Annotated in this window: 12 protein-coding genes; 6 read left to right on the forward strand and 6 right to left on the reverse strand. The window is 48.7% G+C overall.

The features are described 5' to 3' along the window. Genes BZ167_RS04305 through BZ167_RS04315 form a run of 3 tightly spaced genes read left to right on the forward strand, consistent with a single transcriptional unit; the run spans position 1 to position 3,142 of the window. Positions 1–1,437 carry an acyl-CoA synthetase gene (locus tag BZ167_RS04305; RefSeq protein ID WP_033574490.1) on the forward strand — a complete coding sequence of 479 codons (1,437 nt, stop codon included), beginning with the start codon at positions 1–3 and terminating at the stop codon, positions 1,435–1,437. After that, positions 1,425–2,516 (forward strand): acetyl-CoA C-acyltransferase, encoded by a 1,092-nt coding sequence (locus tag BZ167_RS04310; RefSeq protein ID WP_007409195.1) that lies wholly within the window; start codon positions 1,425–1,427, stop codon positions 2,514–2,516. Before BZ167_RS04305 ends, BZ167_RS04310 begins: the two co-directional genes overlap by 13 nt. Positions 2,517–2,566: 50 nt before the next feature. Further along, the gene (locus BZ167_RS04315; RefSeq protein WP_007610462.1) at positions 2,567–3,142 is read left to right on the forward strand and encodes a histidine phosphatase family protein; all 576 of its coding nucleotides are present in this window, start codon (positions 2,567–2,569) and stop codon (positions 3,140–3,142) included. A 15-nt stretch (positions 3,143–3,157) separates the two neighbouring features. Here BZ167_RS04315 and BZ167_RS04320 read toward each other — a convergent pair whose 3' ends face one another. Next, positions 3,158–4,036 (reverse strand): ABC transporter substrate-binding protein, encoded by an 879-nt coding sequence (locus BZ167_RS04320; RefSeq protein ID WP_015417163.1) that lies wholly within the window; start codon positions 4,034–4,036, stop codon positions 3,158–3,160. Between the two features lie 489 nt (positions 4,037–4,525). Between BZ167_RS04320 and BZ167_RS04330 the strand changes: the two genes are divergently transcribed. Continuing rightward, positions 4,526–5,674: a S8 family peptidase gene (locus BZ167_RS04330; RefSeq protein ID WP_007409199.1), complete on the forward strand. Its 1,149-nt coding sequence runs from the start codon at positions 4,526–4,528 to the stop codon at positions 5,672–5,674. Positions 5,675–5,719: 45 nt separating this feature from the next. Here BZ167_RS04330 and BZ167_RS04335 read toward each other — a convergent pair whose 3' ends face one another. After that, the gene (locus tag BZ167_RS04335; protein ID WP_012117226.1) at positions 5,720–6,970 is read right to left on the reverse strand and encodes a M48 family metallopeptidase; all 1,251 of its coding nucleotides are present in this window, start codon (positions 6,968–6,970) and stop codon (positions 5,720–5,722) included. Positions 6,971–7,124: 154 nt separating this feature from the next. Between BZ167_RS04335 and BZ167_RS04340 the strand changes: the two genes are divergently transcribed. After that, a complete protein-coding gene (locus tag BZ167_RS04340) occupies positions 7,125–7,520 on the forward strand; it encodes a YhfM domain-containing protein (RefSeq protein WP_012117225.1) in 396 nt (131 codons plus the stop codon). Positions 7,521–7,568: 48 nt separating this feature from the next. Here the strand turns inward: BZ167_RS04340 and BZ167_RS04345 are convergent, their stop codons facing one another. The 4 genes from BZ167_RS04345 to BZ167_RS04360 all read right to left on the reverse strand — a co-directional run bounded on the left by BZ167_RS04345 (position 7,569) and on the right by BZ167_RS04360 (position 11,710). Beyond that, positions 7,569–9,110: a fatty acid--CoA ligase family protein gene (locus BZ167_RS04345; RefSeq protein ID WP_007409202.1), complete on the reverse strand. Its 1,542-nt coding sequence runs from the start codon at positions 9,108–9,110 to the stop codon at positions 7,569–7,571. 132 nt (positions 9,111–9,242) lie between these two features. Then, the gene (locus tag BZ167_RS04350) at positions 9,243–9,887 is read right to left on the reverse strand and encodes an SDR family oxidoreductase (protein ID WP_007409203.1); all 645 of its coding nucleotides are present in this window, start codon (positions 9,885–9,887) and stop codon (positions 9,243–9,245) included. A gap of 80 nt (positions 9,888–9,967) precedes the next feature. Continuing rightward, the gene (gene lplJ / locus BZ167_RS04355) at positions 9,968–10,963 is read right to left on the reverse strand and encodes a lipoate--protein ligase (protein ID WP_007409204.1); all 996 of its coding nucleotides are present in this window, start codon (positions 10,961–10,963) and stop codon (positions 9,968–9,970) included. 12 nt (positions 10,964–10,975) lie between these two features. Next, a complete protein-coding gene (locus BZ167_RS04360) occupies positions 10,976–11,710 on the reverse strand; it encodes an MBL fold metallo-hydrolase (protein WP_015417162.1) in 735 nt (244 codons plus the stop codon). A 169-nt stretch (positions 11,711–11,879) separates the two neighbouring features. On the opposite strand from BZ167_RS04360, the gene yhfH reads away from it, so the two are divergent. Further along, positions 11,880–12,002 carry a protein YhfH gene (yhfH, locus tag BZ167_RS04365; protein WP_370465857.1) on the forward strand — a complete coding sequence of 41 codons (123 nt, stop codon included), beginning with the start codon at positions 11,880–11,882 and terminating at the stop codon, positions 12,000–12,002. The last annotated feature ends 120 nt before the right edge of the window (positions 12,003–12,122 follow it).

A 12,122-nucleotide genomic window follows, 5' to 3' on the forward strand; every position in this document is an offset into this window, starting at 1 on the left:
ATGATTACATCATCATATTCAGATACAGCCGGACAAGCGCCGGAACAGATCGCAATTCAGACAGAAACAGAACAGATCACCTATCAAACTTGGAACAGGCTGGTTAACCAAACCGCAAACTGGCTTGGCAGCCTTTCAGGTAAGCCGGAAAACATTGCAATATTACTGCCGAACGGCATCCCTTTTTTACAACTTTTCGCAGGGGCGGCGCATGCCGGCTGCACGGCGGTTCCGTTAGATCCCCGCTCGGCAGCGGCGGAACTCGCGGACCAGCTGCACATCAGCAAAACCGGCCTCGTCATCTGTGACCGCCGGCTGAGGGGCAGACTGGACGGCGTCAAAACGCCTGTCATTCTGTGGGATGAATGCAGGCCTTTGATCGAGGCGGAAAAAACGGAAGGCGCTTTTATCAAAAACGACGGCCTGCCCTTTTATACCGGATTCACCTCGGGATCGACCGGTAAGCCGAAAGCCTTCACCCGCTCTCACCGTTCGTGGCTGGAGAGCTTTTCTTGTACGAAACGTGAATTCGGCATTTCCCCTGATGACAAAGTGCTGGTACCGGGCACGCTTCGCTCGTCACACTTTTTATACGGCGCCGTCAGCACTTTGTTTATCGGCGGAACCGTCATCCTTCAAAGAAAATTCAATCCGGCCGGAATGAAAGACCGGCTCAGACAAGCTGACGTTCTATATACCGTTCCGACAATGACGGACGCCCTGCTCTCACTAGAGGCGTTTCCGGATACACCGCTCAAGGTGATTTCTTCCGGTGCAGACTGGCCCGCTTCGTCTAAACAAGCGTTGTCAGAGCGCTATCCCCATTTGCGGTTGTACGATTTTTACGGAACGTCTGAGCTGAGTTTCGTGGCGTTCTTATCGCCTGAAGACAGCGCCCGAAAGCCTGACGCGGCGGGCCGCCCGTTTGAAAATGTTACAATCGAAATCCGCCGGCCCGGCGGAGAACGCTGCATGCCGGGCGAAACGGGGAAGATTTTTGTGAACAGCCCGATGAAATTTTCCGGATACATCAACGGCGCAAAACCTGATGATTCCGGCTGGATGACGGTTGATGATATGGGATATATCGATCGTGAAGGCTATCTTTATATCGAAGGACGTGAAAACGGGATGATCGTATCAGGCGGCCTGAATGTATTCCCGGAAGAGATAGAACGTGTGCTCAACCGCTGTCCGGGCGTCAGAAAAGCGGCCGTCATCGGCATTCCTGATGATTATTGGGGCAGCATCGCCGTTGCGGTGATCGACGGAGATGCACATGTAAAGGAACTGAAGAAACAGTGCCGCGAGCAGCTGGCGGCATATAAAATCCCGAAAAAATGGCTGTTTTCAGAAATACCGGAGACAGCCGGCGGAAAGATCGCCCGTGCCGCCGTACAAAAGCAGGCAAAGGACATGATGGAATGGAAGCTGTAATTACGGATGCGAAACGGACAATTTTCGCCCGGGAAAACGGCCTGTTAAAAGGCTGTCTCCCAGAAGATTTGGCAGCTCCGCTGATCCGCCATTTGAGCCGGAACATGCCCGAAGACATTGATGAAGTCCTGATCGGAAACGCGACGGGCCGCGGCGGGAATCTCGCCCGGCTGTCAGCCTTGGCCGCCGGGCTTCCTTTGAGTGTGTCCGGTACGACCATCGACAGGCAGTGCGGCTCCGGACTGGACGCCGTGAGGGTCGCGTGCCACTTTGTTAAAGCCGGCGCGGGGAGCACATACATCGCGGGAGGAGCGGAGAGCAGCAGCCGTTCCCCTTTCTCATCCCGGGCGCGCTTTTCTCCTGAACACATCGGCGATCCTGATATGGGCATAGCGGCCGAGTATACGGCACAGGCTTACGGCGTAACGAGAAAGATGCAGGACGAATATGCCCTTCTCAGCTATGAACGGAGCGTCAAAGCGCACGAAGACGGCTTGTACCGCCCGGAAATTCTTCCCTGTCACGGATTCGCCGCCGACGAAAACATGCTGAAAAAGCGGAACATGGAGCCTCTCATTTCCCGCGCCAAGCCCGTTTTTCAGTCCGGAGGGTCTGTCACCGCCGCCAACAGCTGCGGAATTTCTGACGGGGCGGCGGCAGTTTGTGTGATGGAAGAACAAAAAGCGCGGTCTCTCGGTTTAAAGCCGGGATTGCGTTTTATCGGAAGCGCGGTAAGCGGCGTCCATCCGCATTATCCGTCAGCAGCTCCGGTTTATGCCGTCAAAAAGCTTTTGAAGGAACGGGACCTGTCACCGGATGATATTGATATATACGAAATCAACGAGGCGTTTGCCGTCAAAATATGCGTTTTTTCACAGCAGCTTCGAGTGCCGTATTCTAAAATAAATGTCCGGGGCGGCGCTCTGGCGGTCGGGCATCCGTACGGGGCTTCCGGGGCTGCGCTTGTCACCCGGCTTTTTTATGAAGCAAAAAGACGCCCGGATGCCCGCTACGCAGCAGCAGCGATCGGCAGCGGAGGCGGAGTCGGACTGGCGCTTCTCTTTGAAGTGTTAACGTAACGGCAGTATAATAGATGATATCGATAAAAAATGATCGGAGTGGAGACTTTATGACTGCCGTTTGTTTAGTAAGACATGGAGAGACTGATTGGAATGCCCAAAAGAAGCTTCAAGGCAAATCGGATATTCCGTTAAATGCGACGGGAGAGCGTCAGGCGAAAGAAACAGGAGAGTACTTAAAGGGGTCCGAATGGGATGTCATCGTCTCAAGCCCGATGAAACGGGCCAGAAAAACAGCTGACATTATTAACGGGTTTTTGAATCTTCCCATTGTGGTCATGGAAGATTTCAGAGAACGGAGCTACGGTGATGCGGAAGGAATGTCTTTACCGGAACGGTCGAAGCGCTACCCGGATAAAAACTACCCGAACATGGAGACAGCAGAAGAGCTGACAGACAGAATGCTTGCCGGTTTAGTGAAAGTTCAGGAGCGGTTTCCTGAGCAAAAAGTACTGATCGTCGCTCACGGCGCAGCCATTCACGCCCTCTTGTCGGCCATTTCTGACGGTGATACCGACATCCAAAACGCAAAGCTTGTCAATGCGTGCCTAAGCAATATCGAACGAATTGAAAATAAATGGCGCGTCAAAGATTACAATGTAAGCAGCCACCTATCAGAATCATAACAAAAAGGCCCGAATTCAGTTTTGGGCCTTTTTGGCGAGCATTTTTTTCTGAAGATCATGTAATATGGCGTCCGCCCCGTCAATGCTCCGGCGCTCCGTCCATACCGCCCTGTCCGCGCGGTAAACGTGTCCGTTTTTTACAGCTGTCAGCTGTTTCCAGAGGCGATTTTTTTCGAGTTCTTTCTCACCGTCCAACAGTACGATGTAATCAGGATCGATATGCAAAAGCTGCCCGGGCGTCATCTTGATAGAGTCTGATTTCCCGCCGGAATCCGTCTGGACCGCATAGGTAAACCCTGCGAGCGTCAAAAGCCGGGACGTAAAAAACTGATCATCCTTTACGGAAATGCTGTCATTTGCAGCGTCAATTAATAAAATCGTGCCGCCTTCTGCATCCAGCTTTCTTTTGATGTCATTCAGCTTTTCTTCCTGAGCCGACAATTGTTTCTCTATGATGCCATCTTTACCGACCGCCTTTTCAATAGTAAGGGCAGCGTCAACCGCATCCTGATAATCCGCAGCTTCATTTTTTAAAGCGATTGTCGGAGCGATCTTTGTCAGTTTTCGGTATATCCCCCTGTGAAGGCTTGAGTCTGCAATGATGAGATCGGGCTTTAACGAAGTGATCTTTTTCAAATCGGGATGTGACGGGGGCCCGCCGGACGGACTGCCGTCGTTTCGCTCTGTCCGATTATCCGCCGCAGCCACAGGCTTTATGCCGAGATCATGGAGAATATCATTAAAGCCCGGATTCAACACGGCAACGCGCTGCGGGTGCGCAGCCACATGCGCCGTCCCCAGATCGTGCCTGACGGCGGTTTCATGTTCCTGTTCTGAGCATGCCGTTATGAAGAGAACGGATAAGATCATCAGCATACTGAAAATTTGTTTCATCTGTTCCCCCTCTTTCGTTTTTCCGCAATTATATCATTGACAATATAAGTATCAATGATATTCATTATCATTATTTTTATAAAATGGTTTCACAGCTTTTCTCCGTCAAGAAAGCCGAAGACTGATTCATGCCGGCCGCTTTATTTCATTCCGCTTTCGTTTCCATCAGACTTCTGCATTCAACAAAAGGTGACATTTATCCTGTTTTTGCCGCAGCTTCCGAAAATGGAATCAAACCGTTCGACCCAGCAAACAAGAGAGCGATTGCGGCTGTGTACAAATACTCATGTCCTTCCATCGGTTTTTTCCATTAAAATTTAAATATTTCGGGTTCCTATTAAACGAAAGAGAGATGATATACCTAAATAGAAATAAAACAAATTGAAAAAAATTGGGTCTACTAAAATATTATTCCATGCTATACAATTAATCCACAGAATAATCTGTCTATTGGTTGTTCTGCAAATGAAAAAAAGGAGAGGATAAAGAGTGAGAGGCAAAAAGGTATGGATCAGTTTGCTGTTTGCTTTAGCGTTAATCTTTACGATGGCGTTCGGCAGCACGTCTCCTGCCCAGGCGGCAGGGAAATCAAACGGGGAAAAGAAATACATTGTCGGATTTAAACAGACAATGAGCACGATGAGCGCCGCTAAGAAAAAAGATGTCATTTCTGAAAAAGGCGGGAAAGTGCAAAAGCAATTCAAATATGTAGACGCAGCTTCAGCTACATTAAATGAAAAAGCTGTAAAAGAGCTGAAAAAAGACCCAAGCGTCGCTTACGTTGAAGAAGATCACGTTGCAAAAGCGTACGCGCAGTCCGTGCCTTACGGCGTATCACAAATTAAAGCCCCTGCTCTGCACTCTCAAGGCTTCACTGGATCAAATGTGAAAGTAGCGGTTATCGACAGCGGTATCGATTCTTCTCATCCTGATTTAAAAGTAGCAGGCGGAGCCAGCATGGTTCCTTCTGAAACAAATCCTTTCCAAGACTACAACTCTCACGGAACTCACGTTGCCGGTACAGTTGCGGCTCTTAATAACTCAGTCGGTGTATTAGGCGTTGCGCCAAGCGCATCTCTTTACGCTGTTAAAGTTCTCGGCGCTGACGGTTCCGGCCAGTACAGCTGGATCATTAACGGAATTGAGTGGGCGATCGCAAACAATATGGACGTTATTAACATGAGCCTCGGCGGACCTTCTGGTTCTGCGGCGTTAAAAGCGGCAGTTGACAAAGCCGTTGCTTCCGGCGTCGTAGTCGTAGCGGCAGCCGGTAACGAAGGCACTTCCGGCGGCTCAAGCACAGTGGGCTACCCTGGTAAATACCCTTCTGTCATTGCGGTAGGCGCTGTTAACAGCAGCAACCAAAGAGCATCTTTCTCAAGCGTAGGTTCAGAGCTTGATGTCATGGCACCAGGCGTCTCTATCCAAAGCACGCTTCCTGGAAACAAATACGGCGCGTACAATGGTACGTCAATGGCATCTCCGCACGTTGCCGGAGCGGCTGCTTTGATTCTTTCTAAGCACCCGAACTGGACAAACACTCAAGTCCGCAGCAGTTTAGAAAACACCACTACAAAACTTGGTGATGCTTTCTACTACGGAAAAGGGCTGATCAACGTACAGGCGGCAGCTCAGTAAAACATAAAAAAACCGGCGTCGGCCATGGCCCCGCCGGTTTTTTTATTATTTTTCTTCCTCCGCATGTTCAATACGCTCCATGATCGACGGGTGGCTCCCTCTGAAAATTTTGACGAGAAACGGCGGGTTGACTCGGCTCAGTCCCGTATCGGCCAAGTCCTGAAACGTCTCAATCGCCGCTTCCCGGTTTCCGGTCAGCTCAATGCCGTAGCGGTCGGCGGCGTTTTCCTGATACCGGGAGACGGCATTCGTAATCGGATCAGAAGCAAAACTGAGAACGGATATGAGCAGCAATAACAGCGGGAGGGCGGCCAGATCTTCAGGCCCTTTTATATGAAGCATTCGGCCGAAGAATTTGGACAGCCGCTTATAAAGCTTGTCAATGATATAGAACCCGGCTAATGACAGCAGGAGATACCCGGCCAGTCCGATGTACACGTGCTTCATCACATAGTGCCCCATCTCATGCCCCATAATGAACAAAATTTCCCGATCCTTCAGTTTGTTAAGCGTCGTATCCCACAAAACGATTCGCTTATTCGAACCGATGCCCGTCACATACGCATTCAGCGCATTCGTTTTCTCCGACATATTTACTTCATAAACATGGCTGGCCGGAATATCGGCCTTGTCGGCAAGCGACAAGATTTTGCTTTCCAGCTCCTTGTCTTTCAGCGGATAGAAATCATTGTATAAAGGATCAATCACGACCGGCTGCAGGAAAAACAAAAACAGGGTAAACGGCACAGTAAGACACCAAGCGTAAAACCACCATTTTTTTGTATGCTTCGTGATCAGCCAGTAAAACACAAGAACACACACGGCAAACAGCGGAAAACTGATCCAGAAATCAATGACATGGTCTCTTATCCAGCTTGCTGTTGTCTGCGTCGAAATATGATACGCAAGCGAAACCCGATATCCGATCCATTCAAGCGGAAGCGAAGCCGCCGTAACGATGAGTGAAATCACAAATACGAAGCTTCCGATTTGCAGCACCCGAAAGCGCACCGCTGCTTCCAGCCAATGCTTTATTTTTTTGGCAAGCCCCGTAATGAGCAGCAGAAAAAATAAAAACCAATCTAACGGCGCACCGATGAAAAATAAAAAATCCTTTACATTTGAAAAGTTTTCAGCGGCTTCCAGGCGGCCCGGGTCCATAAACGAGGACGGATCGGCTTTCGTTCCCTTTACGGCCTCCGGGACGGCGGAGTCGCCTGTCATAAAGAAATACCAATAGAAAAAAAGGCCGTACAGCACATAGGCAAGTCCCGCTGCCGCTATCCATTTGCGCATGGAAGTCTCCCTCCTTAGCCTTATGACTTACTCCTATTGTAAGCATAAATGCAAATAAATAGAACCAAGCCTCCGAAACGGATGTTAATCTTTTCACAACAGAAAAGAATGGAACAACAGGAAGCGGGAAAGACTAAAAAACGGAGTGATGAATATGAAAAAAATAATCGCGTTTATTGTAGTAATCGCCCTTTTGGTTATTGCTTTCTTCTATGTATACAGCCGGACCGGCGATGTGTTTCCATCAAGCAACGCAGATCTGATTATTCTGTCTGAGCACGGAAAAAAAGAAATCAAAATTAAAGACAGGCAGAATGTAAAAGATATGCTCGATATCTTGAACCAAGGAAAACAAGTCAAACTGACCAAAAGTGTATCTCCCGATTACGACGGAACGGTCAAATACCATGAAGACCGTTTCGATTCATTCAGCATGTGGCTCGAAGGCGGCAATTATATGCTGTACAAGTATAAAAACACGTATTACAAACTGACCCGGCATGATACGAAGCTTGTGCAAAGCATCATTAAGGAAGAATCGCAGAGCTGACCGGATCAGCATGTAAAAGCGAAGCCCCCCGGCTTCGCTTTTCGTCCGTCATTTCGGAAGCATGTCCCGGACCGCCCGCCTCAGCAGCTTCCCGGTCGCGTTCTTCGGAATCTCATCAAGAAAAACCACTTCCGCCGGCCGTTTATATTTTGCCAAATGTGTTTCACAGTAATCAAAAACCGCCTGCTCTGTCAGCTCACCGTCCCCCGGCACTATATAAGCATGCACCGCTTCCCCCGTTTTGGCGTCAGGAACGCCGATGACCACGGCTTCTTTAATGCCCTCATGGCTGTAGAGCACTTCTTCTACTTCGCGCGGATAGACGTTGTATCCGCCGACGAGAATCATATCTTTTTTTCTGTCGACGATATAAAAATAACCGTCTTCATCGCGCTTCGCCAAATCACCCGTGTACAGCCAGCCGTCTTTCAGCGCGTGCTCCGTCTCCTCGGGCATCTTGTAATAGCCTTTCATCACATTCGGCCCTTTCACGATCAATTCTCCCACTTGATGGTCGGGCAATTCGCGTCCTAGCGTATCGACGACTTTATTTTCGACATGTAAAATATTCGTCCCGATTGAGCCGGGCTTTCTCCCCCGGTCAAACGGATTAAAACAAGTAACCGGAGACGCTTCAGAAAGTCCGTACCCCTCCAGAATGGTGACGTCAAAGGTTTGTTCAAACGTCTGCAACAGAGCAACAGGCATGGAGGCCCCGCCTGAAATGCACAGTCTGACGGACGCAAAATCCTCCGCCTTGCCGTGCTCGTATTGATACAGATAGTTATACATCGTCGGAACGCCGGCAAAAATGGTTGCCTGACGGCTTTTAATCAGTTTAAACACAGAAGCCGGGCTGAATTGCGGCTCGATTAAGACACACGCTCCGCTCATCAGAGGCGCATTCATACAAACGGTTAAACAAAAAACGTGAAACATCGGCAATGCCGCCACAATTTTGTCTTTCTCATTCATTCCTAAGTATCCGGCGACATCATTTGCATTGGAGAAAAGATTCTGATGGGTGAGCATGGCGCCTTTCGGTTTTCCGGTCGTCCCTGAGGTGTATAAAATGACGGCAGTATCATCTTTGGACAATGTCGGATAAGTTCTGCTGCGCTCCGCCGGGCGAAGCATTTTTGTAAACGTTGTCATTTTTAAGCGCAATTGAGGGTCTTCTGTCGATGGAGCGTTCTCTGCTGTCTGGCTGATAATGATATGCTCCAGCAGCGGCAGCGAGCCGTGCAGGCTTTCAAATACGGGAATTAAAAGGTCGATGCCGGCGATCGCTTTGACATCGCCGTTTTTCAGCATGTATGCGATTTCTGAAGGTGTATATGCCGGATTAACAGGTATGACGACAATTCCCGCTTTTAACGCGCCGAAAAACGCAATGACAAAATCAGGCGTATTTCCGAGCAGCAGCGCGAGATGATCCCCTTTTTTCAGTCCCCTGTCCTCCAAGCCGTTTGCAAATGCTTTGATTTTACCTGCCAGCTCCTCATACGTCATGTACTGATCTTGAAACAGACAAGCTGGTTTTTCCGGTTTCTGCGATGCCGTTTCTTCCAATTTGGAAACCAGATTCATTTTCCCACCCCTTTAAAAATTGTAATGAATGAATAGTCATTCATTTATCCGGAATAAACGTTCACTTTTATTATAGAAAAATATAGAAAAACACTCAAGGGCAAAAAGCCCCGAGTGCCGTAAAACCGGAAACTATAATTGTTTCAGCGCTTCACTGACCGGCGTGCCGCCCGCTGTCAGATCGAACGCTTTTTCATACGTATTCGGTTCATCAAGGGATGCGATAACGGTCTTGGCGACATCGTCTCTTGAAATGGAACCTCTTTCCAAATCGGCCGCGGCTTTGATATTTCCTGTGCCGGGATCATTTAATAACCCGCCCGGCCGGATAATCGTATACGTCAGACCGCTCGCTTCAAGAATTTTATCCGCATAATGCTTTGCGGCGTAATACGGCTTCAGCGCTTCATTCCAATTGCCGCGGTTATGAGCCTGAAGGGCGCTTACCATAATGAACCGCTTGATGCCTGCTATCTTTGCCGCTTCTATCGCTTTCGCGGCTCCGTCAAGATCAATCAAAAGCGTCTTATCGTATCCGGTGCTTCCTCCTGATCCGGCGGTAAACACAATCGCGTCACAGCCTTCGGCGGCTTTCGCGATGTCTTCCGGGCTTCCTTCCAAATCTGCAAGAACGGCTTCTGTTCCCGCGGCTTGAAGCGCTTCTTTCTGCTCTTGTTTCCGGACCATCGCCCGCAGCGTATGCGTGCCGTCTTTTTGAAACAGCCCGGTCAGCCGCTGTCCGATCTGTCCGTTTGCTCCGATGAGAAATACTTTCATCATGATCCCTCCCCATTCATTATGGTTCTATCATTTCACAAAAACGGGCGCTGATTCAAATCATGCGTTCGGCAAATGTTCTAATAAATCAGCTCGAGGAAATCTTCCAGCTCTATTTTGCCGAAATACTGTTTCAGATCGATTCCGGCCAGCGCCTCCTTGATAGCGGTTCGGTCATACTGTTTTCCGGTCAGCGCCTGTTCGACTTCACTCACATCTTTCGCACCGAAGAAATCACCGAAAATTTTGCAGTCCTGAATGATTCCTTTTTTCACTTCAAGACGCAGATCAATCGATCCGACCGGATAACGTTTCGAATGCTGAAGATTAAATGCGGGCGACCTTCCGAAATTCCAGTCCCAGTTTTGATAGCGCTCTTCGGAAATCTTCCGGATCGCTTTCCAGTCTTCATCGGTCAGTTTATATTCCGGCACTTCGGAAAGATCATTTGTATTAAAAATATGGTGAAGCAGGTGCTTTTTGAATTCATCCGCCGTCATTTTGTCATCAAGAAACTCGCTGATGTTGGCGACACGGCTTCTGATCGACTTAATGCCTTTTGATTCGATTTTGTCTTTTTTCACTTTCAAGGCTGACACAACATGATCAATGGCGGAATCGAGCATTAATGTTCCGTGGCTGAAAATACGCCCTTTCGTCGAAAATTGAGCGTTGCCGGAAATTTTTCTGCCGTCCGCGACGATGTCGTTTCGGCCGCTTAATTCAGCTTCCACACCGAGCTGGCGCAGCGCCTGAATAACGGGTTCGGTGAATTTTTTAAAATTGTGAAAGCTGTCGCCGTCATCCTTAGTGATAAAACTGAAATTCAGATTCCCGAGGTCATGGTAAACCGCACCGCCTCCTGACAGCCTGCGGACGACGATGATTCCGTTATCTTCTACGTATTTCGTATTGATTTCTTCTATTGTGTTTTGGTTCTTACCAATGATAATCGACGGCTGATTGACATAAAACAGCAGGTATGTCTGTTCAGGGTCGAGATGCTTCACGCAATATTCCTCGATCGCGAGGTTGATCCTCGGGTCGGTTATGTTTTGGTTGTCGATAAATAACATGGTGCTCCTCCTTTATTTCTCCCACTTCAATCCGGAAGCGGCGATTGTCACTTCGCCCCCGAACACGGATTCCGCTTCTTCTTTCAGCTTCCGGTGCTCGCCGAAATGAGGCAGATGCGTGAGAATCAGCTCCCCCGCTCCGGCCTCCTCCGCGATACGTCCGGCTTCCAAACTGTTCATATGGCCGGCTGACGTGCCGTCCTGGTCTGCGTAAAAATTGCACTCGCAGATCAGCAGATCGGCATTTTCCGCAAACGGGATAAACGCGTCCTGGTAGCTTGAATCAGCCGTATACACAACAGAAGCTGAACCGTCAGTAATCCGCATCGCATAACAAGTGACCGGATGCACCGTTTTCAGAAAGGTAATGGTGAACGGACCTAGAGAAAGCGGGCGGTCCGGCTGATAGGCCACTCCCTTTGTATGCGTTTTATATGTAAGGCGCTCAAACTGTTCTATATCAGCATCATGCCCGTAAATCGGCAGTGCATGCGTCCCTTTTCCGAGAAAGGAGCCGACCTGTTTGGCAAATTGAAGCGGCCCGATATCAGCGATATGATCATGGTGATAATGGGACAAAATGACGGCATCAAGCTCTTCTGCCGGAACATAGGCAAACAGCTTTGATAATACGGCGCTTCCGCAATCGACGAGCAGAGAATAACCGCCGGACTGAAACAGATAGCCTGAAGTTGCTTCGTTTGCGGCCGGAAACCCGCCGCAGCATCCAATAACTGTAACTTTCATATAATCCTCCGAATGTTTATGATAAAAAGATCCTTTCCTCCAATATACCTATTTTTCGTACAAATTGCATGTTTTAAACATTGTGCCAAAACAGCCGTTGATTTTCTTAAACTGTTATAATACAATGTAGAGACAAAACAATGAAAGAGGGATGGGTATGTTGGAAAAGATGTCGGATTTTTTCAGAAATTTACCCGGTAAGAAATGCGAAGAATGCGGAAATGAGATTGTTGAGCAGTATGAGTGTCACATTAATCTGTGCAATGACTGCTTGAAAATTAAGGATATGTGACAATAGGGCGCCGCACAATTCTAAGTTGTGCGGCGCCCGTTTTTTCGGCCGTCATCATACTTTCTGAATAGGGCGTTATTCACCATTATTAGCAATTATCTGTACGTTTTAAAAAATTCA

It is taken from the genome of Bacillus sp. 275, from assembly GCF_001999205.1.
Classification (GTDB): domain Bacteria; phylum Bacillota; class Bacilli; order Bacillales; family Bacillaceae; genus Bacillus; species Bacillus velezensis.